Genomic DNA, 26,990 nt, shown 5'->3' on the forward strand with positions numbered 1-26,990 from the left:
GTACTCGTCGAACACTACGGTTTCCTCTTGGATCATCCTGCCCTATCGAGGCCCGGGCGATGGACAGGGCTCCTGCATGCACACCCACCTGCCCCGCGCACGAGCGATGCCGCCCACTCGATGGAATCGAATGAACGGCATCGCCTCGACCGAACCGGTACGCAGACTAGCTGGCACCGACCTCGAACCGTGAGAAGCGCGTGATGGTCACGCCGGCCTCGTCGAGAATGGCCTTGACGGTCTTGTTGCCGTCCTGCACCGACTTCTGCTCGGTGAGAACGACGTCCTTGAAGAATCCGTTGACGCGACCTTCGACGATCTTCGGCAGCGCCTGCTCCGGCTTGCCTTCTTCGCGAGCGGTCTCCTCGGCGATGCGACGCTCGGCGGCAACGAGATCCTCGGGGACCTCGTCGCGCGTGACGTACTTGGCCTTGAGGGCCGCGATCTGCATCGCGGCAGCACGCGCAGCATCGCCCGCGGCATCGCCGTCACCGGTGTACTCGACCAGCACGCCGACGGCAGGCGGCAGGTCCGCGCTGCGCTTGTGCAGGTACGTCGCGGTGTTGCCGTCGTAGGACACGACGCGGCGCAGTTCGAGCTTCTCGCCGATCTTGGCCGACAGCTCGTTCAGAGCCGTCTCGACGGTCTTGCCGTTCAGGTCGAGCGCCTTGAGGGCGTCGACGTCGGCAGGCTTGCCTGCTGCAGCCGTCGACGCGACGGACGCGGCGAACGTCTGGAACTCGTCGTTCTTGGCCACGAAGTCGGTTTCGGAGTTGATCTCCACGAGCACTCCACCCTCGGCGACGACGAGGCCTTCGGCGGTGTTGCGCTCGGCGCGCTTGCCGACGTCCTTGGCACCCTTGATACGCAGGTACTCGACGGCCTTGTCGTAGTCGCCGTCGTTCTCGGCGAGCGCGTTCTTGCAGTCCATCATTCCGGAGCCGGTGAGCTCACGGAGCCGCTTGACGTCGGCGGCAGTGTAGTTCGCCATCGTGGGCGAGCCTCCTCAAAAGTCTGGGTACGGGCGTTGACGAAAAATGCTGTTCTCAGGGCGTGATCGACGAGCTCGCAACTGAGCCGGACCGATCACAACCCTGACATACCGAAGCGGCCCCGGCCCACCCCTGAGGGTGAACCGGGACCGAATTCGATCAAGCCTGAGCGGCCGGTGCTTCTTCTGCAGCCGGTGCTTCTTCTGCTGCCGGTGCGTCGGCGGCCGGAGCCTCTGCTGCCGGGGCGTCCGCTGCGGGAGCGTCGGCTGCCGGTGAAGCCTGTGCGAGCTGCTCGAGCTCCCACTCGGCGAGGGGCTCGCCTGCGCCGACCTCGGGCTTGGCGTCGGACGCGGTGTTCTGACCCGCGCGGGCCTGCACACCCTCGGCCACTGCGGATGCAACGACCTTGGTCAGCAGCGCTGCGGAACGAATGGCGTCGTCGTTGCCCGGGATCGGGTAGTCGACCACGTCGGGATCGCAGTTGGTGTCGAGGATCGCGATGACCGGGATCTTCAGCTTGCGCGCCTCGCCGACGGCGATGTGCTCCTTGTTGGTGTCGACGATCCAGATGGCCGAGGGAACCTTGGCCATGTCCCGGATACCACCGAGGGTGCGGTCCAGCTTGGTCATCTCACGCGTGAGCATGAGGATTTCCTTCTTGGTGCGACCCTCGAAGCCACCGGTCTGCTCCATGGCCTCGAGCTCCTTGAGGCGGAGCAGACGCTTGTGGACCGTCTGGAAGTTGGTGAGCATGCCACCGAGCCAGCGCTGGTTCACGTAGGGCATACCCACGCGAGTTGCTTCAGCGGCGATGGACTCCTGCGCCTGCTTCTTGGTACCGACGAACAGAACCGTGCCACCGTGGGCGACGGTCTCCTTGACGAACTCGTAGGCCTTGTCGATGAAGGTCAGAGTCTGCTGCAAGTCGATGATGTAGATGCCGTTGCGGTCGGTGAAGATGAATCGCTTCATCTTCGGGTTCCAGCGACGGGTCTGGTGTCCGAAGTGTGTGCCGCTGTCGAGCAGCTGCTTCATTGTTACTACAGCCATGGCTGAAGAACTCTCTTTCGATGGTGCGGTTGACGCAGAGTGTCGGTGACCTCTGCCCTGGCGGCCGCTGAAGTTGCCGGACCCGACATCACGAAGATCTCGGGACCGCCGACAACCGGTTCTCGTATCGTCGATTCTGCGCAAGGCAGACGATGCGATGGAAGCGGACGCGCGAAGTCGACCCGTGCACGCACAGGCCGCAGTACGAGTGTAGACCTGCCATCGCCCCCGTCATAACCAGGCCCGTCTGTCAAGAGTTTCCGAGACCTGTGGACAAAGAAATCCCTTGTCCACAAATCTCCTCCGCGGTCGTTCGGTCGGCCCGATCCAGGAGATGGTCGACGGGTGAACGTCTGCCTCCCGCGCCGCACTTTCGCGGTGTGCCTCGCGACCGCGGTTGCACTCTCGACGCCGGTCGCATCGGCACAGCAGGGCGCATTCGCCTGGCCGCTGCAGCCGAGGCCGCAGGTCGTCACCCCCTTCGACCGCCCGGAACAGAATTGGCTGCCCGGCCATCGCGGTGTCGACCTCGCCGCACCGGAAGGCCGATCGGTACTGGCCGTCGCCGACGGCACCGTGGTGTTCGCCGGGTCGGTCGCGGGAAAGCCCGTCGTATCGGTGGATCATCCGGGCGGACTGAGATCGACGTACGAACCGGTGGTGGCCTCGGTTGCCGCCGGCGCGCGTGTTCGGCGAGGGACCGTGCTGGGTTCGTTGGCGTCGGGGCACGAGAGCTGTCCGTCGACGTGCCTGCACTGGGGCGTCAGACGTGGCCGCGAGTATCTCGATCCCACGGCGTTGGTGCGCGTGAGTCCGATCAGGTTGAAACCGCTCGACGAGGACGGCAGATGATCGTCAGCGCTGTGGGCCGGAGTGTCTGCCGGACGCCGCGGGAAAGTCGTCGGCCACCATGGCAGCGAGTTCGACGAACGCGCTTCGAGTCTGGGGACGCAACTGGTCCAGATCGACCACGGCTCCCTCTGCGAGGTGTTCGTCGAACGGAACCACCAGCACGGCGCGACAGCGCTCGAGGAAGTGCTGCTGCAACAAGTTCATGTCCACCGCCGACGAACCCGGGCGAACCGAGCTGATCACCACCACGGTGCGCTCGACCAGATGGCCGTAGCCGTGCAGCTCCAGCCAGTCCAGCGTCGCGGCAGCACTGCGAGCACCGTCGACCGCAGGCGAGCTGACCAGAACCAGCGCGTTCGCCAGTTGCAGCACCCCGTTCATCGCCGAGTGCATGATCCCGGTACCGCAATCGGTCAGGATCAGGTTGTAGTACACCTGCAGCATGTCGATGACGGCGCGGTAGTCCTGCTCGCCGAACATCTCCGACGCGGCGGGGTCACGTTCGCCGGCCAACACCTCGAGTCGACTCGGTGCCTGCGAGGTGTGCTCGCGGATGTCGGAGTAGCGACGAATGTGCGGTGCCGCGGCCAGCAGATCTCGCACGGTCGACGACGTCTGACGCGGAACTCGCTCCCCCAGAGTGCCGAAGTCGGGATTTGCGTCGACAGCGATGACGCAATCTCCGCGCAGGGACGCGAAAGTCGAGCCGAGGCCCAGCGTGGTCGTTGTCTTGCCGACACCACCCTTGAGCGAGAGGAACGCGATCCGGTAGTCGCCGAGCACCGGCTGCCGAATGCGTTCGACCTGGTTTCGGTACCGCTCTTCGGCCGTCGATTCTCCGGGGCTGATGACCCCGCCGGTGAGCCGGTGCACCCCGCGCCGCCAGCCCGAGCTCGACGCTCGCTTGGGGCGCTTGAGCAACGAATCCGCGCCCAGCTCCTGACTGTTGGGGCGGTAGGCGTTGGGCGCTCCCGACCACGGTTGCGGCGACCATCGATCGGGCTGCGTTCGCGCATCCTCGGTGTACGGCGGTGCCGGCAGATACCGGTCCGGCTGCACCGGAGGTGGCCCGGGTTCGAGCGGCACGGGAGGGTTGTACCGCGGCGGCAGGGGCTGCCGGTCGCCCGAGTCGGGCGTCTGCCACGGTGGTGGCTGCCGAGGAGTCGAGCGAGGTGCGGACATCGAATCCGACGATACGGGCCTGTCGCCGGTGTCGCGTGCGTCGTCCGACCGACCGTCGGGACTCCGTCGGTCGGCGGAAGAGCCGTTACGGACATGCATGGACCACGTCTCCGAAGTACCTTGCGGTCGGTCGCGGTCCACGGTCCCCCGTATTCGGTGTCGTCAGTCGGACACGACGCTACCAAACGTTGTGCCGCCGACGCTCGGCTCAGGCTCGGGGATGCGCCTGATCGTGCACGGCCCGCAACCGTTCGACCGACACGTGAGTGTAGATCTGGGTGGTCGCCAACGACGCGTGACCGAGCAGCTCCTGCACCACTCTCAGATCGGCTCCTCCCTCGAGGAGGTGAGTTGCCGCGGTGTGACGTAGGCCGTGCGGACCGAGGCTGGGACCACCGGGGACGGTCTCGAGTACCGCGTGCACCGCCGTTCTGGCCTGCCGTTGATCGAGCCGTCCACCTCGACGTCCCAGCAGCAGGGCCGCACCGGATCGATCACAGACCAGTTCGGGTCTGCCGCTGACCAGCCAGTTCTCGATTGCATGTGCCGCCGGCGCACCGAACGGAGCCGAGCGTTCCTTGTTGCCCTTGCCGATGACGCGAATCAGGCGGCGATCGGTGTCCACGTCGTCGACGTCGAGTCCGCACAGCTCCCCCACCCGCACCCCGGTCGCGTACAGCAGTTCCACGATGGCCCTGTCCCGCAGCGCGATGGGATCGAGCTCCGCGGCACCCGATTCGGCAGCGGCCAAGGCCTGCGCCGCCTGGCTGTGGCGAAGAACACCGGGCAATGTGCGATGACCGGCCGGGCCGGCCAGGCGTTCCGCCGGCGCTGCTGTCACCGCTCCCACCCGCTCGAGCCACTTCCCGAAGGTCCTCGCCGACGAGGTTCGCCTCGCCATCGACGTTCTGGCCGAGCCGGCTGCAGAGTGCGTGGCCAACCACGAACGCACCGCGCGGAGGTCGAGGTCGGCGATGCTCGCATCCGGAGAGGACTCCGCGAAGTGCGCGAGCAAGGAACGCGCATCGGAGACGTAGGCCCGGATGGTGTGCTCCGATCGCTCTCGACCGAGTCGCAGGTGCTCGGCGAATTCCTCGACGTGAATCTCGAGGTGCGGCGGCAGCGAATCGGTCATCGACTCAGCTTGAGCGCCGGCAGGCCGGGCGACAACCGGACACGCCGTCGGAGGTGGTTCGTCGTGGGATCAGGCGTCGACTGCGGATTCGGCCTGTGCGAGTTCGCGCTTCCACACTCGGAACGTCTCCTCGGTTCGGCCGCGACGCCAGTAACCCGAGATCGAGGCCCATTCGGCACCGACCTCCCGCTCCTTGCGGATGTAGGGCCGGATGTTGTGCATGACGGCCTGCGCTTCTCCGTGCACGAAGACCTGCGCCTGCCCGGGCAGCCATTCCGTTTCCTTCACCGCTGCGATCAACGGCGCATTGTCTCCGGCCCGGTCGTCTCCGACCTCGTTCGAGGACGCACCTCGGTGGACCCAGGTCACATCCACGACGGCGAGCGTCTCCATGTAGATCTCGTCGTGCCGGTCGGCAACTTCGATGAAAACCTTGGCGACGGCGTCTTCCGGAAGCGCCTCGACGGCAGCCGAGATCGCCGGAATCGCCGATTCGTCGCCGGCGAACAGATGCCAGTCCGCGTCGGGGCGCGGGGCGTACCCACCGGACGGGCCGTAGAACGACATCTCGTCTCCCGGCTTCGCCCGAGTGGCCCACGGCCCGGCGACTCCTTCGTCGCCGTGCACCACGAAATCTATGGCGATCTCCCGCGCGCCGGTGTCGACCGACCGAACGGTGTACGTGCGCATGATCGGTTCGTCGTCGGTCCCGAAGAACAACTTGACGTAGGCGTCGGTCTCGTCGATCGCATCGAAATCGTCGAAGTTGGCCCCACCCAGGTAGACCCGGTGCATGTGCGGGGTGAGCGCTTCGGTGCGCAGGACGGACAGGGTGGTTTTCTTGCGTGGCACTTCGGACCCCTCTTCGAGCGAACGACGCCGATACCCGATGCATCGACTAAGCATTACCTAACACCCTACCGTTCGGGCTCGAGGTCGTGGTGCGCTCATCCACGCACCACGCGGAACCATCCGGTCTCGTCGCTGGCCACGAATCCGTCCATCTCCAGTACCGGCAGGGATGCACGCACCTTGCTCAGCGGCACACCGGAGTGCTCGGACAACTCTCGACTCGACAATGATCCGGTCGCCGGCAACGCGTCGTAGATCAACAGGGCGGTGTCCGAGAGCGCATCGGTCTCGCGAAAGAGCTCGGGCCGAGACTCCTCGGGCGACCCGAGTACGCCCGCCTCGGCGACCACGTCGTGAGAGCTCGACACGAGCACGGCCTCGCCCTCTCGGATCATGCGATGACAACCCGTCGAGGTGGGTGAGGTGACCGGACCGGGTACCGCGAGCACCGGACGGCCCAGTTTGGCTGCCCACGCCGCCGTGTTGCGTGCACCGCTGCGCCACCCGGCCTCGACGACCACCACAGCCGATCCGAGTGCCGCGACGAGCCTGTTGCGAGCGAGGAAGCGATGCTTCGCCGGGGTCGTGCCCGGCGCATACTCGCTGAGAACCAGTCCGTGAGCAGCGATCTGCCGCAACAGCCGCGAATGGCCCGCTGGATACGCACGATCGACGCCACAGGCGAGTACCGCCATCGTCGTTCCCTCGACTCCGAGGGCCGCTCGATGTGCCGCGGCATCGATGCCGAAAGCCGCTCCCGAGATGACGGTCCAGCCGTCGAGCGCCAGATCGGACGATATCTCCGCCGTCACATGATCACCGTAGGGACTCGATGCGCGTGTCCCCACGATGGACACCGATCGCTCTGTGATCGTCGCGACCGGACGAGTTCCCAGCGCCCACAATGCAATCGGTGGACAGGTGTCCACCCCTGCGGTCATACCCGGTCCGTCGAATCCGAGGAAGCGCCACGCCGGCCACTCGTCGTCGTCCGGGGTGATCAATCGGCCTCCGAGCGCAGCGATGTGATCGAGGTCTGCTGCCGCAGTGTCGAGGTGGGCGCGAACCGCGAGCCGCTCCCCCAGCCCACCGGCCCGCACCGCTGCTGCCGTCGATTCGGGACCGTGAGCTGCGGCATGATCGACCACCGGTCGATGCGGGCCCTGCGCCACGCGGGAGAGATACGCCCAGGCCAGTCGTCGCGAGTCGTGTGTCATGCCACTCCCCTGTCCCTGAAGTCCAACGCGGCTCCTACCTCGTCGGCACCGGGGACCGCGCCGCCGGCGAGATCGTTCAGCGTCCACGCCACCCGAATGGCTCGGTCTGCGCCGCGCGCGGTGAGCGATCCGTTGCGCAACGCCCGCTCGACCGGAGCGAGTGTCGAGCGCGCCAATCGAAATCGTTGGCGCAGAGCGGGTCCCGGCACCTCCGCATTGGTCCTCCACCCGAACTCCCGCCACCGCTCCGCAGCGGCGTCCCTGGCCCCGGTCACGCGTGCGCGTATCTCGCTCGTACCCTCCCCCACGTAGTCGACCAGTGCGCCCGTCGCCACACCCATCATCTGAATGCGCAGATCGACACGGTCGAGCAACGGCCCGGACAGCTTGCCGAGATACTTGCGCCGCGCTATCGGCGGGCAGACACAGTCCACTTGTCGCGCCGGCGCACACGGGCACGGATTGGCTGCGAGAACCAACTGAAATCTGGCCGGGTACCTGGCAACACCGTCACGGCGAGCAATGCGAATCTCACCGTCCTCCAACGGAGTACGCAATGCCTCTAGTACTCGAACGCTCATCTCGGCGCACTCGTCCAGGAACAGGACTCCCCGATGTGCTCGGCTGACCGCTCCCGGTTTGGCCATTCCGGTTCCGCCCCCGACCAAGGCACTGACCGAGGTCGAATGATGTGGCGCGATGAACGGCGGCGACGTGATCAGAGGCCGCGCCGTGGTCAACAGACCCGCCACCGAGTGAATGGCGGTCACTTCGAGCGCTTCCGATTCGGTCAGCGGCGGGAGAATTCCCGGAAGCCGTTGCGCGAGCATCGTTTTTCCTATTCCCGGCGGCCCGGTCAGCATGATGTGATGCGCGCCCGCAGCGGCGACTTCCAGGGCCCATCGCGCATCGGCCTGTCCGGCGACATCACTGAGATCCGGGTAGGCCTGCTCGTGCCATTCGGTCGGGACGGGCGACTCGAGGGCCTGCTCACCACGAAGCCACGCCACCACGTCCCCGAGCGAACCCGCACCCAGCACCTCGATTCCGTCCACCAGACCCGCCTCGGGTAGGCACTGCAGCGGAACGACCACCCTCTGCCACCCCGCACTCTTGACCGCGAGCACCCCGGGCAGGACCCCACGAACTGCGCGCAGCCTGCCATCGAGTGCCAACTCACCCAGAAATACGGTGTCGGACAGGCATCCGCGCGGAATCGCCTTCGCGGCATCGAGAACCGACAACGCGAGCGCAAGGTCGTACACCGATCCGCCCTTGGGCAACGTCGCGGGTGACAGCGCGAGAATCACCCGACTGTCCGGCCAGGTGCCACCCGAATTCTTCACGGCGGCTTTCACGCGATCACGCGATTCGTTGAGCGCAGTGTCGGGCAACCCGACCAGATGCGTACCGGGCAGGCCCTGCCCGATATCTGCTTCGATTTCCACCAGCACACCGTCGACCCCGTTGACCGCCACCGAATGCGCTCTCCCGAGCGGCATCAGAATGCCGACCGAACGTGCGTGACGACCGGTTCGTCGTGCGGACCGACCACTATCGCGATCACGTCGAAGCGGATCTGCACCCACGGTCCCTGCTGCAGAGAGAGCCACCGCAGCGCGAGCCCTCTGATCCGAGTCCGTTTTGCGTACGTCACCGCTTCGGCGGGCGTTCCGTAACCGATTCCCGATCGGGTCTTCACTTCGACGAACACCACTGTCTCGCCCTCGCGCGCAATGATGTCGAGTTCACCGGTTCGATGCCGCCAGTTCCGCTCGACCACATCCAGGCCGATGTCCTCGAGATAACGCACCGCGAGTTCCTCACCGCGCGCACCGAGTTCCTGGTTGGTTGCCATGTCCGCCATTCCTCCACTCTCCGACCGCTCAATGCGGTCGATTCGGTCGTCTCGACGGTGGCACGACTCGGAAGAGCAATAGCGAAGAAAGCGCAGGTGGACGATTGCCCTGTGGACAACTGTTCGGCTGGGGAACAACGGTCCGATCATCAGCGGCGATTCACCCGCTGTGTCGGACGGCCGTGCTAGCGCTCGAGCACGTCCGAGTTACCGGCCGAGAACAGACCCGACAAGCAAAAAGCTCCGTCCGGATTCGGACGGAGCTGATGCGGTGTATCGATACGACGGCGAAAGTACCGATACGAAAACGGTGCCGAGACCTCGCGCCTCGGTTCGAGAAGAACGGTCAGTGAGCAGCCTCGTAGGCCGCCTGCACATCCTGGCTGATGCGGCCACGGGCACTGACCTCGTGGCCGTTCTCGCGTGCCCACGCTCGAATGTCCTGCAGATCGACCTTGCCGCGAACCGGTGCTGCTCCAGCGCCGCCCTTACGTGTGCGGCGGCCGGAAATCTTCTCGGCATGCTCGATCCAGAATGCCAACTGTTCGTGCAATTCGTTCGCATGCTTGAGATTCAAATCGATGCGGTACTGGTTTCCACCGATGCCGAATTCGATGGATTCACCTTGGCCTTCTTTGATGACCGAACCGTCTACATCGTCGATCATCTGCACAAGTGTCTTGCGTGCCATCTCGTACCTCTTACACGTCTGGGGGATGTGATATTCAAGTTCTACCACCCATTCTCGTTTTCACGCAAAGAACTGCAAGCGTTTCGCGACGTGTCGAATCGACGAATATCGGTGCAGAAATTCGACGGCTTTTCGAGTGAGTAATCGCTGATATCGAATAACCCTGTTGCGCAATCGTTTTCACCTGCACTACCCACCTGCACCGTTCGACGCAGAACAAATCTTCGGGACATCGAACACAGAAACAGAACATGCGGACCGATTTGGCCGGGTGTCCAGCTTTTCGTCCGGCAATACGATCGGAACTTCGACGACCGATTCGAATCAGGCGGTTCGCAGCCCGTCCCTCCGAGCCGGATGTGCGGCACGTCCACTCGAGCCCGATGTTCGGGCGGCTCGGCCACGCCGCACCGTCGGACGAGGAGAGCTATTCCGGCAGGCGAAGATCTGGTTTGTCCAACTCTTCGATGTTGACGTCCTTGAAGGTGATCACACGGACATGCTTGACGAATCGGGCGGGGCGATACATGTCCCACACCCACGAGTCGGACATTCGCAATTCGAAGTAGATTTCACCGTCGGCGTTGTGCGGAATGAGTTCGACGGAGTTCGCCAGATAGAACCGACGCTCGGTTTCGACGACGTAGTTGAACTGACCCACGATGTCCCGGTACTCGCGATACAGCGAGAGCTCCATCTCGGTTTCGTACTTTTCGAGATCTTCGGCACTCATCGGTTTCTTTCATCCTCCAGTCGGGCGTGAACTGCAATCATCGCGTACCGGCGTCGCCGCAGTCCATTCGCCCCAGGGCGTCGACGGCGTCACGAGAGAGCCCTGCGGCCGCCGCTGCGACATTCGCGTAGGACATTCGATGTTCGCAGCTCGGGCCGAGGGCGATCATCGCGGCGGAATGTGCGCGCGTGCTGTACCCCTTGTGCACGGCGAATCCGTAGCCGGGAATCGACTCGTCCATCTTCACCATCGATCGATCCCGGGAGACTTTCGCCAGCACGCTCGCCGCGGCGATGCACGCCGCGGTGGCGTCGCCGCCGATCACCGGTAACGACGGAACCGGAAGACCGGGTACTCGAAAGCCGTCGGTGAGTACGTAGCCCGGGGTCATGCCGAGCCCGGCAACCGCGCGTCGCATTCCCTCGATGTTCGCCACGTGGACTCCGATGCGGTCGATCTCGGCCGCATCGATCGACACCACGCTCCATGCCAGTGCCAGCCTCTGGATCTTGGGAAAAAGTTCCTCGCGTCGTCGCTCGGTCAGCTTCTTCGAGTCGTCCAGGTCCGCGAGAGCGGCATGAGCCCGCGCACCGAGAACACACGCCGCAACGGTCAGTGGACCGGCGCATGCTCCTCGTCCCGCTTCGTCCACTCCAGCGACCGGTCCGAGACCGTTGCGCTCGAGCGCCGATTCCATCGTCCGTAGGCCTGCCGCTCGTCGGATGACCGGACGCGGCGGCCACGACGACCTAGTCAGGGTTGCGCGCGCACGCGGCGCACGCCTGGGGGTCGAAGTCATCGACCTTGGATGTCGGGAGAATCAAGGATGCCGGTTCGTGACGGCGGCAGCGCGATGAACACGGCCTTACCGATCACGTTGTCGAGGGGAACGGTGCCGGTGAGCTCGTCGGTGACGTGATACCGCGAATCCCGCGAGTTGCTCCGGTTGTCACCCATGACCCAGATGTTGCCCTCCGGCACGGTGACGGGGTCGAAGCACCGTCCGGACTTCAACTCGGTGTCGCACGTCATCGTCCCCGGGGTGAACGGGAAATCCATCTGGATGTACGGCTCGTCCAACGGCTGTCCGTCGACGAGGACTCGACCCTGGTCGTCGCAGCATTCGACGGTCTGACCGCCGGTGGCGATGACGCGCTTGACCAGATCGTTCTCGTCGGGAGCGACTACGCCGATCAGCGAGCCGACTTCCTGTGCTCCCCGAATCACCGCGTTGTCGGACCGTTGTGACACGAATTCGTCGTTCCACGAATCCGGGCCGCGGAAGACGACGATGTCGCCGGGCTTCGGGTCGCCGAACCGGTATCCGATCTTCTCCACCACGATGCGGTCACCGGTGCAGCCGGTGCAGCCGTGCAGGGTCGGCTCCATCGATTCGGACGGGATCAGATAGACCCGGGCAACGAATGTCTGGAGCAGAAAACTCAGTACCAGCGCTACCAGAATGAGAATGGGAAGCTCACGCCAGAACGATCTGGGCTTGCGTTCTCGACGCTTCTTCCGTGAAGACTCGTCGTCGGGCTCGTCGGTCGGATCCTGTGGGGACTGCGTCACGTGATCAGGTTAGCCGGAACCGTCGCCCGCACGGCCGGACGGTGTGCGCATGGGCGGTTCGCGGCTCTCGATCCGCTCGCCGGCCGGGAGAAACGTGGGACGACAGCGGGTGGAAAGCACCATGCCGCGTCGCCCTGACGGGCAACGCGGCATGGTGTGAACTGAAGTGTCCGGGCGGAACCGGTCAGCGCTTTTCCTTGATCTTGGCAGCCTTGCCACGCAGATCGCGGAGGTAGTAGAGCTTGGCGCGACGGACGTCACCACGGGTGAGGACCTCGAACTGCGCGATGTTGGGGCTGTGCACCGGGAAGGTGCGCTCGACGCCGACGCCGAACGAGACCTTGCGGACCGTGAACGTTTCGCGAACGCCACCGCCCTGACGTCGGATGACGACGCCCTTGAAGATCTGAATGCGCTCCTTCGAGCCTTCGATGACCTTGACGTGCACGTTCAGCGTGTCGCCGGGGCGGAAATCGGGGATGTCGCTACGCAGCGACTGATTGTCGAGAAAGTCCAAAGTGTTCATCGGTTGTGCCATCCTTGCGTTCTGCGCATGAGTAGAGGAACCGAGCGGCTCGCTGATGCAACGGCTCGACTGGTTCGTACTCCGAGTGAGGTCCGTGCCTGCTAGAGGCAACCCGACCATTGTGCCAGACCATCAGGCGTTCGACGAAATCGGCGCTTCTCGGCTCGACGCCGTCTCGCTCGCCATCGGCGCAGGTAGGACCGTCCGCGCCAATTCGTCCTCGGTGGCCTCGCGTGCGTGCACGATGCTCGGCTTCCCGGCGATCGCGTCCTGGAGATAGATCTTGGCCCGGATGATCGGCCGTCGCCACCGCTTCTCTCGGCGCAGAGCGCGTTCCATCTTCTTCGGCCTGGTGGTGTAGCGCCACCTCGCCCACGGTGCGCTCGGCCTGCTCAACCGCACTGCGGCCAGAACGAGGATCGGCAGGACGAACAGCCCGAGCAGTCCGGTCCAGATCTTGCCCTTGAGCAGAACGATGACACCGAGCGCGAGATTGGCCAGGGCCAACACCGCCAGGGTGCCACGCACCCACGGGTCGGGATCGGCCCGGAAGTCGGCCGGGCTGAGCAACTCCAGGGGGTGGAAGCCGAGCAGCAGCAGGCCGGTGAACGCCACTGCCGCGAACACGGCGTCCACCGACGTGCGGCCCTGTTCGGACCAGTAGACATCACGGAGATAGAAGATCAACGCGAACTCGTCGAGGACGAGAGCGGCGCCGATGCCGAAGATCGCCGCCAACGCCGCGCCGACCGGCTCGGAACCGTCGACGTACACCGCGATCAAGCCGATCCCCGCCAGCAGCATCAGCACGATTCCGAACACGACGTGGTGGATGTGCTGACCCCCGGGCGTGATGTTTCCCGGCCACCATTTCACGTCTGCGCGAATCATTCTGACGCTGAGGCGGATCAGGAGGAACCCCGCCAACAGCCCCAGCAGGAAACACAGCAGCGGCAGGCGGCCGTGATCGATGACCCCGTGTTGCAACCACCTCACGTGTGCCTCACGTCCTTCCTGCCGAACGACCGGTGATCGCGTTTCACCCTATTCGCGTCCGGGACCACCCAGGGCAGCATCGACCGAGGAACCGTTCGCTATTTTCCGAATCCCGCCTTCCGCAACGCGTCGGCCATGGAACCGGCAGCCGGTGTCGCCGTACCAGCGCCCCCGGCCGTACGACGATCCCGTTGCGGGCGTGCGTCTCGTCCAGGGCCGGCCTGATGTGCGCCCGCGCCCCGTCCCTGGCCTCGCGGACGGTCACCCTGCTGTCCGCGTCCGGCGTCCTTGCCGCCGGACGCGCCGGGTTCGTCGTCCAGCCGCAGGCTCAGACCGATGCGCTGACGGGGGATGTCGACCTCCATCACCTTGACGCGAACGACGTCACCGGACTTGACGACCTCACGCGGGTCCTTGACGAAGTTGTGCGACATCGCCGAGACGTGCACGAGCCCGTCCTGATGCACACCGACGTCGACGAACGCCCCGAACGCCGCCACGTTGGTCACGACTCCCTCGAGCGTCATGCCGGGCACCAGGTCGGCGACCTTCTCGATACCGGCGGCGAAGGTCGCGGTCTTGAACTCCGGACGTGGATCGCGGCCCGGCTTCTCGAGTTCGGAGATGATGTCGGTGACGGTGGGCAGACCGAATCGGTCGTCGGCGAATTCGGCGGGGTCGAGCCCGCGCAGCAGTGCTGTGTTGCCGATGACCTCGCGCACCCCGACGCCGGCCTTGCCGATGATGCGGCGCACAACGGGATATGCCTCCGGGTGAACACTCGACCGGTCCAGTGGATCCTCTCCCCCTGAGATGCGGAGGAATCCGGCGCACTGCTCGAAAGCTTTGGGCCCCAACCGCGGAACGTCTTTGAGTGTGCTGCGGCTGGAGAACGGACCGTTCTGGTCACGGTGTGCCACGATGCTCTCGGCAAGAGAGCCGGCGATACCGGAGACCCGCGAGAGCAACGGTACCGACGCGGTGTTGACGTCGACGCCGACGGCGTTCACCGCGTCCTCGACGACGGCGCCAAGAGATCGGGCCAGCAGAGTTTCGGAGATGTCGTGCTGGTACTGCCCGACGCCGATGGACTTCGGATCGATCTTGACCAGCTCGGCCAGCGGATCCTGCAACCTGCGGGCGATCGAGACGGCACCGCGGATCGACACGTCCAGTTCGGGCAGCTCGCTCGAGGCGTACGCGGAGGCGGAGTACACCGACGCTCCGGCCTCGGACACCACCACCTTGGTCAGGTTGGCGGCAGGGAACTTGGCGATCAATTCTGCTGCCAGCGAGTCGGTTTCACGCGATGCGGTGCCGTTGCCGATGGCGATCAGTTCGACCTTGTGCTTGGCGGCGAGTCCGGCGAGGGTGGCCACCGCCTGATCCCACTTGCCCTGCGGTTTGTGCGGGTAGATGGTGTCGTGGTCGACGACCTTTCCGGTGGCGTCGACGATCGCGACCTTGGTGCCGGTACGGAAGCCCGGGTCCAGGCCCATCGTGGTGCGGTTGCCCGCGGGCGCGGCGAGCAGCAGGTCCTTGAGGTTGCTCGCGAACACGTCGACGGCGTCCTTCTCGGCCGATTGGCGCAGTCGCATGCGGGTATCGAGGGAGACGGTCACCAGCATCTTGGTACGCCACGCCCATCGGACGGTATCGAGCAGCCACTTGTCGGCGGGCCGTCCTCGATTCGCGATCCCGAACTTGGTAGCGATCCGACCCTCGTAGACGCTCGGGACGCCGGGGGTCGGTTCGTCTCGCTCGGGCTCGAAGCCGAGCGAGAGTACTTCTTCCTTCTCGCCTCTGAGCGTGGCGAGGATGCGGTGCGAGGGCAGCCTGGTGAACGGTTCCGAGAACTCGAAGTAATCGGAGAACTTGGCACCCTCTTGCTCTTTGCCCTTGCGAACGGACGCGACGAGCTTGCCGGACGTCCACATCAGTTCGCGCAGTTCACCCACCAGATCCGCGTCCTCGGCGAAACGCTCGACGAGAATCGCCCGCGCGCCGTCGAGTTGCTCCTGATCGAACTGGGCCGGGTCGGTGGTGGGGTCGGAGAACAGGGCGTCGGCGACGGGCTCGTGCCCGGCCTCCCGTGCGATCTGAGCCTTGGTTCGGCGCTTGGGCTTGAACGGCAGATAGATGTCCTCGACGCGAGCCTTGGTGTCGGCCAGCATCAACGACTGCTCGAGCGCTTCGTCGAGCTTGCCCTGCGAGCGGATGGACTCGATGACGGCGTCTCTGCGCTCGTCGAGCTCGCGCAGGTACCGCAGCCGCTCGTCGAGCTGACGCAGCTGCGTGTCGTCGAGGGTGCCGGTGACTTCCTTGCGGTAGCGCGCGATGAACGGGACCGTCGACCCGCCGTCGAGCAATTCCACGGCGGCACGAACCTGTTCTTCACGAACGTCGAGTTCTTCGGCTATGCGCTTGTTCACAGATTTCAGAGCAGTGGTCACGGCGATGGACCCTACCGCTACTGTGGGACGAGTCGGTCGGCGGTTCAACGTGTGGGAGAGTTTCGCGGATGGTCAGGTTGTCTCGATTCCTGGCTGCAGCCTGCGCCTCCCTGCTGCTGGTCGGCTGTTCGGTTCCTCCCGACGATCAGGTCGGTGACTCCGCGTCGAAGGAGACCGCCGAGACGTCGGCATCGCCCTTTCCCGATATGGACAAGGTCGACGGCGTCGCCCTCGAAGCTCGTATCCCGATGGCGATCGCGTCGGCCCGGGCCCGTGGCGCCGATGTGGATTTCGCGCTGTTGGATCGTCAGACGGGCTCCTACTACAGCAGCAATGCCGATGTTCAGGTCGAAACCGCGTCGGTGTCCAAGCTCTTCATCGCCGACGAGGTGTTGTTCCGAGCGCAGTCGGAGAACCGCCCGGTCTCCGCCGACGATCTGGCCACCATGACCAGCATGCTCGAGCTGTCCGACGACAACGCCGCGTACACGCTCTGGTACCGCTACGGCTCGTCCGACATCGTGCGCACGGTCGCAGCTCGCTACGGCCTGACGAGTACCACAGCTCCCGGCGACGACCAGTGGTACAACACCGAGACCACGCCCAGTGACCTGGTCGGTTACTACGCGGGGTTGCTGGGCGGCAGCGGCGGTTTGACGACTGCATCGACGGACGTGGTGATCGGAATGCTGCGGCGTTCGGCACCGATCGCCGCGGACGGCTACAAGCAGCATTTCGGGATCGTCGACGGTCTTCCCGGAGAGAGCGTGCATGCTGTGAAACAGGGTTGGATGTGCTGCGTGTCCGATCGGTGGGTCCACCTGTCGACAGGCACGATCGGTGTCGACAACCGCTACGTTCTGGCTCTGTCCTCACGCGAGGACATCTTCTACGCGGACGACATGGAAAGCTATCCGGACACCGCCGTCGTCGACGTCAGCGACGACGCCAGCGCACTGCACGCCAGGGAAACTCTCACCGGATTCGTCTCGATGCTCTTTCCCGACGGCACCGTCAGCTGATTTCGTCAGTCCTGCAGCAGGTCCGGACGACGCTCGGCGGTCCTGTCCAATGATTGCTCTCGACGCCACGCTGCGATCTTCGCGTGATCACCCGAGAGCAGCACCGACGGAACGTCGATATCGCGCCACCGAGCGGGGCGCGTGTAGCTCGGTCCTTCGAGCAGACCGTCGGAGAACGAATCCTGCTGATGAGACTGTTGATTGCCCAGAACCCCCGGCATCAGTCGCACCACGGCCTCGGCCATGACGAGGACGGCCGCCTCGCCGCCGATGAGCACGTAATCGCCGATGCTGACTTCCTCGACACGCACGCGACGCGCGGCGTCGTCGAACACGCGTTGGTCGATGCCTTCGTATCGGCCGCAGGCGAATACGAGATGTTGCTCGGAGGACCATCGCTCGGCTGTCCGCTGGGTGAACGGCACGCCGGCCGGGGTCGGGACGACGAGGAGAGCATCGTCTGTGAGCACGTCGTCGAGTGCGTCGCCCCACACTGTCGGCTTCATGACCATTCCGGGCCCGCCGCCGTAGGGCGAATCGTCGACGGCCTTGTGCACATCGTGAGTCCACGACCGCAGATCGTGAACCTCGACCGAGACGAGGCCGCGGTCGATTGCTTTGCCCAGCAACGCAGTTCGGAGCGGCGTGAGGTATTCGGGAAAGATGGTGACGACGTCGAGGCGCACGATCTACTCCGGATCCAGCAGACCCTCGGGCGGATCGATCTCGATCGTCTTGTCGGCCAACGACACCGTCGTCACGATGGCCGCTACGAACGGCACGAGAATTTCGGCGCGGGTGGCTTCGCCGAAGCCCGGACTCGGCGTGATGGAGAGCAGCTCCCCCGCTGCGGAGTGGAGGACCTCGCGGACCGTTCCGACGACGGTGCCGTCGGTCAGGATCACCGTGAGGCCTTCGAGTTCGTGGTCGTAGTACTCGTCCGGATCGTCGGACGGCGGTAGGTCGGTGGATTCGACGACGAACAATATGCCGCGCAGTTGGTCAGCGGCAGTCTTGTCGTCGATACCGTTCAGACGCAGCAGAAGCCGTCCGGAGTGTTCCCGGACGGCTTCCACTGTGTACGAGGCCGGTTCCGCGTTCGATCGGGGCCTGCGGCCCGAGAGAACGGTTCCTTCGGCGAAGCGGTCGTCGGGGTTGTCGGTGCGAACCTCGACGACGACTTCGCCTTTGATGCCGTGCGACTTCGCGACACGGCCGATGACCAGCTCCATGATGGGTACGTGACCTACTGGTCCGTGTCGACCACGTCGACACGGATGCCGCGACCACCGATTCCCGAGACGAGCGTGCGCAGCGCCGTAGCGGTACGACCGCCACGGCCGATGACCTTGCCCAGATCGTCGGGGTGCACGTGGACTTCCACGGTGCGGCCACGACGGCCGGTGATCATCTCGACGCGAACGTCATCGGGATTGGCGACGATGCCGCGAACGAGATGTTCGACGGCATCGGCGACAACGGCACTCACTTCTCAGCAGCCTCGGCGGCCGGCGCGTCTGCCGTCTCGGTTGCTGCAGCGTCGGTGGTCTCCGCGGCGGCGTCGTCGGCCTTCGGAGCCTTCTTCTTCTTGGCGGTGGTGGCCTCGCCCTGCGGCTCGGAGTCGGCCTGCGCCAGCGCTGCGTTGAACAGGTCGAGCTTGGAGGGCTTGGGCTCGGCGACGCGGAGGGTTCCCTCGGCACCGGGGAGGCCCTTGAACTTCTGCCAGTCACCGGTGATCTTGAGCAGTGCCTCGACAGGCTCGGTCGGCTGTGCGCCGACGCCCAACCAGTACTGAGCCCGCTCGGAGTCGATCTCGATGACGCTGGGGTCCTGCTTGGGCTCGTACGTGCCGATGGTCTCGATCGCACGGCCGTTACGACGGGTGCGAGCATCGGAGATGACGACGCGGTAGTGCGGGGTGCGGATCTTGCCGATACGCATGAGCTTGATCTTGACAGCCATGTTCTGGTGGAGCCTTTCGAAAGTTGGTCACGGCGCAATTCAGCGGTTCGCACGGCATGCGAGCCCGGTTTTGCGTTGAGGGTTGTTGTGACCGCCGCGCGGTACGTAACCGGAAGACGGGCGAACAGCTGTTCATTGTGCCAGACGGGCGGCTCGATCGGTGAATCGGGCCTGTGGACCCCTCACCTCACGCGAACAGGACCACCAGGGCGGGGAGGGTGTTGTTCACCGAGTGCGCCGTGGTCGACGCGACGATCGAACCGGAACGCATCCGTGCGATGCCGATCGCGAATCCACCCCACAGCAGCACCACGAAGCGCCACCACTCGCGGTGCCAGATCGCGAACACCACCGCGGTGATCGCCAGGACGACCCATCGATTGCCCAACCAGGCCATGGGCATCGGGCGGGTGCGTTTCTCGAGTGCTCCCCACAGCATGCCGCGGAACATCGTTTCCTCGCAGATCGGTGCACCGAGCCAGATCCACACGGCCAGAGCGATTTTCCAGCCGACGGTCGTGTCGGTGACGTCGCCGAGCGGCATCGGATCGTCCAACTCGATACCGGACAACAGAATCAGCGCCAGCAGGAGGCCACCGACCACCGCGACGCCACCCCACGCCAACCCGGATCGGAGGTGACCGAGGAACTCGGGGGTCGACCTGGGGAGGCCGAAGTCGACGACGGGTCCGTTTCCTCGGGTCATCGAGACGGCCACCGCCACGCCCGCAGCGAGAAGGCTCGGAATCATGATGCCCACCACGAAGACGGCCGAGGCGTCCGACGTCACGACGAGCCCGAGTATCAGGAATCCCGCCAGGTTGAGCCCCAGCACGAGCGCCGCGGCCGGCAGTCCCCACCGTTGACCGCTTCTGCGTTCGAGCGCGGCCTGCTCGGCTCGCCAGTAGGTTTCGGACAACCCCGAACCCTGCTGCTCGATTCGATTCATCGGTGCCATTGCGGCCCAGCTGGGTCGGTTCGGATCGGGCTGTCCTGCATCGCTTCTCGGATCGGTCACCCTCGGCCCACCGGCCCGTTCGTCGTGCGGCCGCGCCGATCGGTCACGCGTCCGCGCAGGATCACCAGCTCCGGATCGGCCAGCACGTCCGGTCCCCCTCGCGGATCGTCGGAGTAGACGACCAGATCCGCGGGCGCGCCGTGCTCGAGTCCCTGCCGACCCAGCCACGACCGGGCGTCCCAGCAGGCAGCACCGAGCGCGTCGGTCGGAGAGAGACCCACGGCGGCCAGCGCGGCTACCTCGTCGGCGATGCGTCCGTGCGCGATCGATCCACCGGCATCGGTACCTGCGTAGATGGGAATGCCTGCGTCATGGGCTCGTCCGACGGTGGCGGCGACGCGTTGGTGGAGCGCCCGCATGTGCCGGGCGTAGACCGGATACCGGGTGGCGGAATCGGCGATGCCGGGGAACGTCTCGATGTTGATCAGCGTCGGTACCAGAGCGGTGCCGTGGTCGACCATCATCTCGACGGTCTCGTCGGTCAGACCGGTGCCGTGCTCGATGCAGTCGATTCCCGCCGCGATCAGACCGGGCAGAGCATCCTCGCCGAACACGTGGGCTGTCACCCGCGCTCCCTCGGCGTGGGCGGCAGCGATGGCGTCGACGAGGATCGAGTCGTTCCACAGTGGCCGGAGATCTCCCACCGAGCGGTCGATCCAGTCGCCGACGAGCTTGACCCAGCCGTCGCCGAACCGGGCCTGCTGAGCCACCGCCTCGGGCAGTTGCGATTCGTCCTCGATGTCGATCGCCAGACCCGGGATGTATCGCTTGGGTGATGCGATGTGGCGGCCCGCTCGGATGATGCGAGGTAGGTCCTCGTACTCGTCCAGGGCGCGTGTGTCGACCGGGGACCCGGCGTCGCGCAGCAGCAGCGCGCCGACGCCTCGCTCGGTCTCGGCCTGTCGGATCGACCCGATCAGGTCGGTGTGTCCCCCGCCGTATTCGATCCCGACATGGCAGTGCGCGTCGACCAGGCCGGGCAGGACCCACCCGCCGTCGTGGACGAAATCCGCATCCGCAATGGGCTCGGTGGACAGAACACCGCCCTCGATCCAGAGGTCGATCTCCGTCCCGTCCGGCAGTCCGCGGCCCCGCACCCGCATGGCCGACACGTGCGCGCGCTTACTTCTTGGGCAGTTTCAGTTGCGAGAGGTCGATGCCTTCCAGCCCTGGCGGCAACTGGTCGAGGCCCTTGGGCATGGACGACAGATCGGGCATTCCCGCCGGCATTCCACCCGGCATGCCGGGGAATCCACCGCGGATCTTCGGCTGCGTCGGACCGCGAGCGCCCTTCTTCCCTTTCTTACCCTTCTTGTTGTTCCGTACCTGCTTGCGCGCGCCCGGCATGCCCATCCGACCGGCCATGGCCGACATCATCTTGCGAGCCTCGAAGAACCGGTCGACCAGCTGGTTGACGTCGGAGACCTTGACGCCCGAACCGTTCGCGATACGCAACCGTCGTGACGCGTTGATGATCTTCGGGTCGGTACGTTCCTGCGGCGTCATGCCGCGGATGATGGCCTGAACCCGGTCGAGTTGCTTCTCGTCGACGTTGGCGAGTTCTTTCATCTGGCCGGCACCGGGCAGCATGCCCAGCAGGTTTCCGATCGGCCCCATCTTGCGGACGGCCATCATCTGCTCGAGGAAGTCGTCGAGCGTGAGTTGCCCCGAGCCGATCTTGTTGGCCGTCGCCTCGGCCTGCTCGGCATCGAAGTGCTGCTCGGCCTGCTCGATGAGGCTCAGCACGTCGCCCATGCCGAGGATGCGGCTCGCCATGCGATCGGGGTGGAAGACGTCGAAATCCTCGAGCTTCTCACCGGTCGACGCGAACATGATCGGCTGGCCGGTGACCTCGCGGACGCTCAGCGCAGCACCGCCCCGGGCATCGCCGTCGAGCTTGGTGAGTACGACACCGGTGAAGCCGACGCCGTCACGGAACGCCTCGGCGGTGCTGACGGCGTCCTGACCGACCATCGCATCGAGAACGAACAGTGTCTCGTCCGGCTCGACCGCGTCGCGAATTCCCGCGGCCTGATTCATCAGCTCGCTGTCGATGCCGAGGCGACCTGCGGTGTCGACGATGACCACGTCGTACTGCTTGCTGCGAGCCTCGGCGATGCCGGCCCTGGCAACCTCGACGGGATCCGCTGCCGAGACTCCGAGTGCATTGTCGCCGCCGCCGATGGACGTGCCGGGGTGCGGCGCGAAGACGGCGGCACCGGCGCGCTCGCCCACGATCTGCAGCTGGCTCACGGCACCGGGACGCTGAAGGTCGCACGCGACGAGCAGTGGGGTGTGGCCCTGGCCCTTGAGCCATTTCGCGAGCTTGCCCGCCAGCGTCGTCTTACCCGAACCCTGCAGACCGGCGAGCATGATCACCGTGGGCGGGTTCTTGGCGAAGACGAGCCTGCGAGTCTCGCCGCCGAGGATGCCGACCAGTTCCTCGTTGACGATCTTGACGACCTGCTGGGCCGGGTTGAGCGCGCCCGAGACCTCGGCACCCTTGGCCCGGACCTTGATGCGGTTGATGAATTCACGTACGACGGGCAGTGCCACGTCCGCTTCGAGCAGGGCCAGACGGATCTCACGGGCCGTGGCGTCGATATCCGCGCCGGACAGTCGACCTTTGCCACGCAGGTCCTTGAGAGTCCCGGTCAACCTGTCGGAAAGGGATTCGAACACCGATTGCACTCCTGAGCTAGCCGATCACCGAAAACGAGCCGAATCCGGCACGGTCACCAGACTAGCGGCAGCACGCCTCGTCGTCGCTGGGGCGTTCGACTGTCGTGTCGAACGTGTCGATGCCGACCGGTCAGGCGTTGCGCGCGGAATCGTTCCACGTCACTGCCACACCCCGGGTGGCGAGCCACTGCGCGGGGTCGACCTTGACGCCGGAGGGATCGTGCACCTCGAAGTGCAGGTGTGGGCCTGTCGACTGGCCACGGTTGCCGACGGTGGCGATCTGCTCACCGGCCGACACACGCTGGCCGGGATGAACGGAGAAGTCGTTGACGTGTCCGTAGACCGTCTCGGTACCGTCGTCGTGCCGCACCTTGACCCAGAGACCGAAGCCGGATGCCGGTCCTGCGTCGGACACGGTGCCGTCGGCGGCGGCGTAGATGGGCGTTCCGATGGGTGCTGCGATGTCGAGGCCACTGTGCTGGGTGCCCCATCGCGAGCCGAAGTTGGAGGTCAACACCCCTGCCACGGGCTGCACTGTGCCCTTCTTCAGCGAGCGCAGGCTCTCGAGGGGTGACTGAACACCGGCTCCCAGCTGCCCCAGGCCGACATCGTCGAGCCATTGCTGGGCGGCAGCGCCGGGATCGGCTCCGAATGCGGCCAGTGGGTCGGAGGTCGGTGCGGGTGCTGGTTCCGCAGCGGGCGCGGTTTCGGCAGGCGCGGCCTCGGGCGGTGCGGGCTGCGACGGCGGAAGCGGGGGCGCGAGCTGTGGGGGTACGAACTGCGGGATCTCGAGCTGGGGTAGCTCGAACTGGGGTAGCTCGAATCCAGCGGGCAGTAGTCCCTCCGGTACGGCGAACGGGAGTCCGGCTGCGGGTGGCTCCGGAATCGGCGCGGCCGCGGCGGTGCCTGCACCCATCGACGTCGCGCCGACGACGATCGCGCCGGTCGCGGCGACGATGGTGGCCGCCCGTCGACCGACGACGGGGCTGTCCGGTACGGCGCGGTGCCTGCCGCCCGTGGGACGCGCTGCGAAGTCGGTCGGTGTGTGGACGGTCGACCGTCGGTGGGATCCCACAGTTCGTGCCTCTCGAATGACCAGGAGTGGAGCCTGCAGGAACGACGTGGTTCCAGCAGTGCGGAGCCTGCAGGAACGACATGGTTCCAGCAGGAACGATGTGGTTCGAGCAGTGTGGAGTGTGCAGGAACGGCTGAGAGTGTCGTTTCTGCGTGGGGACGAATGTAACAAATCGGCATCGGCGGCAGTCCCGTCGGCCGGAAGTTCGTGAGAAGTCACCAGCGCGAGTCGGTCTGCTGTCGCATTCCGACCCGCGGTCAGGTGCCTTCCGGCTTTTCCGGAGGCTTGGGCGGTTCGGGGGCGGGTACGACCGCGAGGATCGCTCGCTCGAGGTCCTCGCGCACCGCCCTGCTGTCTGCTCCCGCCAGGTCGATACAGAACGAGTCGACCACCGAGCTGCCCAGGGTCGACACGCGTGCCCACCGGATGTCGGATCCCTGCTGTTCGATCGCGCTGGCCAATCGGCAGAGCAGACCGAGCCGGTCCTCAGCTCGTAGCTCGAGTACCACCTGACCTGGTTCGTTGTCGTCGAACCAGAGCACCCGAGGCGGAGCTTGAGCGTAGAGAACCGGGACGGCCGAATCCTCTGCGTCGTCCTCGACGGTGTCGGCTCTTGCGTCGCGTTCCTTGGCGTCGAGCACGGCGACGAGGTCGAGTTCGCCGGCCTGAGCGCGGATGATCTCCTGCCGCAGCAGACCGGCCTGCGGCGGGGATCCGAAGAGCGGCGCGACGTCGAACGAGTTGATCGCCGATCCCTCGTGACTTCCGAGAGAGGCCGAGAGCACGCGCAGCGAGTGCAGTGCGAGGACTCCCGCGGCATCGGACAGCAGCCCGGGCGTGTCGGGGGCGATGACGGTGACGACGAAGGTGTGCAGCCCGTCGGTCGGCGCGATGTCGACGTGGACGCCTCCCCGCGCGGCGAGTTCGATGTGCGCCGGGTCGAGTGGATCCGGTGAGGGCAGACTCTCCCCCGCCATCACCAATCTGCACCGACGCACGAGCTCACGGATGAGCGAGGCCTTCCAGTCACCCCACACCCCGGGGCCGGTGGCGAGCGAATCCGCTTCTGCCAGTGCGTGAAGCAGCTCCAGCAGAATCGTGTCGGCACCGAGCGCGTCGACGACGGTTTGCACGGTTGCGGGGTCGTCGAGGTCGCGTCTGGTGGCGGTCTCCGGCAGCAGTAGGTGGTATCGCACCATCGCCGTCAGCAGTGCCACGTCGGAGGGCCACAGGCCGAGCCTGTTGCCGATCTGGATGGCCAGATCTGCGCCGACGACACTGTGATCGCCGCCGCGTCCCTTGCCGATGTCGTGGATCAGTGCGCCGAGCACCAACAGGTCAGGACGCGCAACGCGGGTGGTCAATGCGCTTGCGTAGGCTGCGGTTTCGACCAGATGTCGATCGACCGTCCACGTGTGCACCGCATCTCGCGGCGGTAGGTCGCGTACCGCGCCCCACTCCGGAATGAGCCTGCCCCACAGTCCGGTTCGATCCAACGCCTCGATCGCCGCGATCGCCTTGCGACCCGATCCGAGCAACACGAGCAGATCGTTGAGTGCTTCCTTGGGCCAGGGTTCCCGAAGTTCGGGGGCGCTGTCGGACAGCCGGTTCAGGGTCGAGGCGGACATCGGCATTCCGGTCTGGGCCGACGCCGCTGCGACTCGCATGATCAGGCCGGGATCCTTGTTCGGTCGAGCGTCGCGGGCGAGAACGACCTCGCCGCCGTGTTCGACGACTCCCTCGTCCAGCGGGCGTCTGACCGGGACTCGACGCAGTCTCGAAAGACCCCGTCGCGGTAACGAATTGCCTGCGGTTCGCAACCCGACGTCCACCGAATAGCTGATGGTGCGAGCCGAATCGCTCAGCACTCGTGCGAGATCGAAGCGATCCCCGATGCGCAGCGCGGCACCTATCTCGTCGGCGTCCTGCGCGCGCAGTTGATCCCGTGCTCGACCGGCGACGCGGTGCAGTTCGGTGCGCACGTCCAACAGGCGTCCGTGCGCGAACGCCAAACCGCCACCCGGTGATTCGGGTCCGAGCCCGGGCATACCGTCGGTCAACTGTGCGATGGAGAGGGCGTCGAGCAACTGGACGTCACGCAGTCCCCCGCGGCCGCTCTTGAGATCGGGTTCGGCGCGGTGCGCGATCTCACCGCTGCGCGACCACCGTCCGCGGGTCTGCTCGATCAGCTCGTCGAAACGCCCTCGAATACCGTTGCGCCACTGGCGACGTACGCCGCCGATGAGAAGATTGCTCAATTCGACGTCGCCGGCGATGTGACGCGCCTCGAGCATTCCGAGGGATGCCGTCATGTCGGCTGCAGCGACCTGCAGAGCCTGCGGCACCGTGCGCACACTGTGATCGAGCTTGATGTGCGCGTCCCACAGTGGGTACCACAGCTTGTCGGCGACATCGGAGACGATGCGTGGTTCGAGATCGTCGTGCAGCAGGATCAGGTCCAGATCCGAATAGGGCAGCAGTTCACGACGAGCAAGACCGCCGACAGCGACGATCGCGAAGCCGGAGTCCGGTTTGATCCCGAGCTCGGCACCTTTGGTGGTCAGCCAGAACTCGTGGAGATCGACCAGAGCCTGCCGGAGCGAGGGTGCATCGAGTCGACGATTGCGTGTTCCGCCGTCGAGTAGTTGTTTTCTGGCCCGAGCGAGATCTGCTGCAGCATCGCTCGTGCCCTTCGATGCGGAGCCCGTGGAGACCGAAGGCCCCGATCCTGACGCTTTCGCGCCAGAACCGGGGCCCACGGCCCGAGACCCTTTGGGGTCAGAGTGCATCAGCGCCACGTTCTCCGGTGCGGACTCGGATGACCGAGTCGACCGGGGAAACCCAGACCTTGCCGTCACCGATCTTGCCGGTGCGTGCAGCCTCGACGATGACCTCGACGACCTTCTCCACAGCGGCGTCGTCGACGACTACCTCGACGCGGACCTTCGGGACGAAGTCCACCGAGTACTCGGCACCTCGGTACACCTCGGTGTGGCCCTTCTGGCGGCCGTAACCCTGAACTTCACTGACTGTCATTCCGAGTACGCCGGCCTGCTCCAGCCCCGTCTTGACGTCCTCCAGGGTGAACGGTTTGACGATTGCCGTGATCAGCTTCATTTTTG

At 65.6% G+C, this 26,990-nt stretch carries 27 protein-coding genes; 2 read left to right on the forward strand and 25 right to left on the reverse strand.

Annotated elements, in window-relative coordinates:
- Nucleotides 1–166: 166 nt before the first annotated feature.
- Together tsf and rpsB are read right to left on the reverse strand one after the other, a co-directional pair.
- The gene (gene tsf / locus CH249_RS23730; RefSeq protein WP_032397807.1) at nucleotides 167–991 is read right to left on the reverse strand and encodes a translation elongation factor Ts; all 825 of its coding nucleotides are present in this window, start codon (nucleotides 989–991) and stop codon (nucleotides 167–169) included.
- Nucleotides 992–1,151: 160 nt separating this feature from the next.
- Nucleotides 1,152–2,042 carry a 30S ribosomal protein S2 gene (rpsB, locus tag CH249_RS23735; RefSeq protein ID WP_032397806.1) on the reverse strand — a complete coding sequence of 297 codons (891 nt, stop codon included), beginning with the start codon at nucleotides 2,040–2,042 and terminating at the stop codon, nucleotides 1,152–1,154.
- Between the two features lie 345 nt (nucleotides 2,043–2,387).
- Here rpsB and CH249_RS23740 point away from each other — a divergent pair, with 345 nt between their 5' ends.
- Entirely contained in the window at nucleotides 2,388–2,894 is a 507-nt protein-coding gene (locus CH249_RS23740; protein ID WP_094631784.1) for a M23 family metallopeptidase, read from the forward strand.
- A 3-nt stretch (nucleotides 2,895–2,897) separates the two neighbouring features.
- Here the strand turns inward: CH249_RS23740 and CH249_RS23745 are convergent, their stop codons facing one another.
- The 13 genes from CH249_RS23745 to CH249_RS23805 form a co-directional block, all read right to left on the reverse strand.
- Nucleotides 2,898–4,076 (reverse strand): MinD/ParA family protein, encoded by a 1,179-nt coding sequence (locus tag CH249_RS23745; RefSeq protein ID WP_306436634.1) that lies wholly within the window; start codon nucleotides 4,074–4,076, stop codon nucleotides 2,898–2,900.
- A gap of 208 nt (nucleotides 4,077–4,284) precedes the next feature.
- Nucleotides 4,285–5,211, reverse strand: coding sequence for a tyrosine recombinase XerC (locus CH249_RS23750; RefSeq protein ID WP_094648095.1), 927 nt, complete (start codon nucleotides 5,209–5,211; stop codon nucleotides 4,285–4,287).
- 69 nt (nucleotides 5,212–5,280) lie between these two features.
- On the reverse strand, nucleotides 5,281–6,063 hold the full coding sequence (locus tag CH249_RS23755) for a siderophore-interacting protein (protein WP_094648096.1): 783 nt from the start codon (nucleotides 6,061–6,063) through the stop codon (nucleotides 5,281–5,283).
- Between the two features lie 95 nt (nucleotides 6,064–6,158).
- On the reverse strand, nucleotides 6,159–7,280 hold the full coding sequence (gene dprA, locus CH249_RS23760; RefSeq protein WP_094631786.1) for a DNA-processing protein DprA: 1,122 nt from the start codon (nucleotides 7,278–7,280) through the stop codon (nucleotides 6,159–6,161).
- Nucleotides 7,277–8,782, reverse strand: coding sequence for a YifB family Mg chelatase-like AAA ATPase (locus tag CH249_RS23765; RefSeq protein ID WP_094682861.1), 1,506 nt, complete (start codon nucleotides 8,780–8,782; stop codon nucleotides 7,277–7,279). The genes dprA and CH249_RS23765 overlap by 4 nt, the downstream gene beginning before the upstream one ends.
- Nucleotides 8,782–9,138 (reverse strand): YraN family protein, encoded by a 357-nt coding sequence (locus CH249_RS23770; RefSeq protein WP_032398354.1) that lies wholly within the window; start codon nucleotides 9,136–9,138, stop codon nucleotides 8,782–8,784. Before CH249_RS23770 ends, CH249_RS23765 begins: the two co-directional genes overlap by 1 nt.
- A 346-nt stretch (nucleotides 9,139–9,484) precedes the next feature.
- Nucleotides 9,485–9,829, reverse strand: coding sequence for an Lsr2 family protein (locus CH249_RS23775; RefSeq protein ID WP_045195586.1), 345 nt, complete (start codon nucleotides 9,827–9,829; stop codon nucleotides 9,485–9,487).
- A 427-nt stretch (nucleotides 9,830–10,256) separates the two neighbouring features.
- A complete protein-coding gene (locus tag CH249_RS23780) occupies nucleotides 10,257–10,562 on the reverse strand; it encodes a DUF2469 domain-containing protein (protein WP_008717288.1) in 306 nt (101 codons plus the stop codon).
- A 37-nt stretch (nucleotides 10,563–10,599) separates the two neighbouring features.
- Nucleotides 10,600–11,361, reverse strand: a complete 762-nt coding sequence (locus CH249_RS23785; protein WP_082073708.1) for a ribonuclease HII — start codon at nucleotides 11,359–11,361, stop codon at nucleotides 10,600–10,602.
- Entirely contained in the window at nucleotides 11,358–12,134 is a 777-nt protein-coding gene (gene lepB, locus CH249_RS23790; RefSeq protein ID WP_032397798.1) for a signal peptidase I, read from the reverse strand. The genes CH249_RS23785 and lepB overlap by 4 nt, the downstream gene beginning before the upstream one ends.
- Nucleotides 12,135–12,318: 184 nt before the next feature.
- On the reverse strand, nucleotides 12,319–12,660 hold the full coding sequence (rplS, locus tag CH249_RS23795; protein WP_027496692.1) for a 50S ribosomal protein L19: 342 nt from the start codon (nucleotides 12,658–12,660) through the stop codon (nucleotides 12,319–12,321).
- 132 nt (nucleotides 12,661–12,792) lie between these two features.
- Nucleotides 12,793–13,647: a hypothetical protein gene (locus tag CH249_RS23800; protein ID WP_032398353.1), complete on the reverse strand. Its 855-nt coding sequence runs from the start codon at nucleotides 13,645–13,647 to the stop codon at nucleotides 12,793–12,795.
- A 107-nt stretch (nucleotides 13,648–13,754) separates the two neighbouring features.
- Nucleotides 13,755–16,109: a Tex family protein gene (locus tag CH249_RS23805; RefSeq protein ID WP_179273222.1), complete on the reverse strand. Its 2,355-nt coding sequence runs from the start codon at nucleotides 16,107–16,109 to the stop codon at nucleotides 13,755–13,757.
- Nucleotides 16,110–16,177: 68 nt separating this feature from the next.
- Here CH249_RS23805 and CH249_RS23810 point away from each other — a divergent pair, with 68 nt between their 5' ends.
- Nucleotides 16,178–17,131 (forward strand): serine hydrolase, encoded by a 954-nt coding sequence (locus tag CH249_RS23810; RefSeq protein ID WP_094631787.1) that lies wholly within the window; start codon nucleotides 16,178–16,180, stop codon nucleotides 17,129–17,131.
- Nucleotides 17,132–17,136: 5 nt separating this feature from the next.
- Here CH249_RS23810 and trmD read toward each other — a convergent pair whose 3' ends face one another.
- The 10 genes from trmD to CH249_RS23860 all read right to left on the reverse strand — a co-directional run bounded on the left by trmD (nucleotide 17,137) and on the right by CH249_RS23860 (nucleotide 26,985).
- Complete coding sequence (trmD, locus tag CH249_RS23815; protein WP_094682862.1) at nucleotides 17,137–17,817, reverse strand: tRNA (guanosine(37)-N1)-methyltransferase TrmD; 681 nt, start codon at nucleotides 17,815–17,817, stop codon at nucleotides 17,137–17,139.
- A 3-nt stretch (nucleotides 17,818–17,820) separates the two neighbouring features.
- On the reverse strand, nucleotides 17,821–18,363 hold the full coding sequence (rimM, locus tag CH249_RS23820) for a ribosome maturation factor RimM (protein WP_045195597.1): 543 nt from the start codon (nucleotides 18,361–18,363) through the stop codon (nucleotides 17,821–17,823).
- 14 nt (nucleotides 18,364–18,377) lie between these two features.
- On the reverse strand, nucleotides 18,378–18,620 hold the full coding sequence (locus CH249_RS23825) for an RNA-binding protein (protein ID WP_027496687.1): 243 nt from the start codon (nucleotides 18,618–18,620) through the stop codon (nucleotides 18,378–18,380).
- Nucleotides 18,617–19,093 carry a 30S ribosomal protein S16 gene (gene rpsP / locus CH249_RS23830; protein ID WP_032397793.1) on the reverse strand — a complete coding sequence of 159 codons (477 nt, stop codon included), beginning with the start codon at nucleotides 19,091–19,093 and terminating at the stop codon, nucleotides 18,617–18,619. The genes CH249_RS23825 and rpsP overlap by 4 nt, the downstream gene beginning before the upstream one ends.
- A 187-nt stretch (nucleotides 19,094–19,280) precedes the next feature.
- Nucleotides 19,281–20,111 (reverse strand): type II CAAX endopeptidase family protein, encoded by an 831-nt coding sequence (locus CH249_RS23835; protein ID WP_179273221.1) that lies wholly within the window; start codon nucleotides 20,109–20,111, stop codon nucleotides 19,281–19,283.
- Nucleotides 20,108–21,214 carry an amidohydrolase family protein gene (locus tag CH249_RS23840; RefSeq protein WP_094638054.1) on the reverse strand — a complete coding sequence of 369 codons (1,107 nt, stop codon included), beginning with the start codon at nucleotides 21,212–21,214 and terminating at the stop codon, nucleotides 20,108–20,110. The genes CH249_RS23835 and CH249_RS23840 overlap by 4 nt, the downstream gene beginning before the upstream one ends.
- Before the next feature lie 19 nt (nucleotides 21,215–21,233).
- A complete protein-coding gene (gene ffh / locus CH249_RS23845; protein WP_032398352.1) occupies nucleotides 21,234–22,793 on the reverse strand; it encodes a signal recognition particle protein in 1,560 nt (519 codons plus the stop codon).
- 130 nt (nucleotides 22,794–22,923) lie between these two features.
- Complete coding sequence (locus tag CH249_RS23850; protein WP_045199891.1) at nucleotides 22,924–23,868, reverse strand: M23 family metallopeptidase; 945 nt, start codon at nucleotides 23,866–23,868, stop codon at nucleotides 22,924–22,926.
- Nucleotides 23,869–24,125: 257 nt separating this feature from the next.
- Nucleotides 24,126–26,657: a [protein-PII] uridylyltransferase gene (locus CH249_RS23855; RefSeq protein WP_032398350.1), complete on the reverse strand. Its 2,532-nt coding sequence runs from the start codon at nucleotides 26,655–26,657 to the stop codon at nucleotides 24,126–24,128.
- Nucleotides 26,647–26,985 carry a P-II family nitrogen regulator gene (locus CH249_RS23860; RefSeq protein ID WP_019664269.1) on the reverse strand — a complete coding sequence of 113 codons (339 nt, stop codon included), beginning with the start codon at nucleotides 26,983–26,985 and terminating at the stop codon, nucleotides 26,647–26,649. Before CH249_RS23860 ends, CH249_RS23855 begins: the two co-directional genes overlap by 11 nt.
- Between the last annotated feature and the right edge of the window lie 5 nt (nucleotides 26,986–26,990).

The organism is Rhodococcus sp. 05-2255-3B1 (genome assembly GCF_002258545.1).
Classification (GTDB): Bacteria; Actinomycetota; Actinomycetes; order Mycobacteriales; family Mycobacteriaceae; genus Rhodococcoides.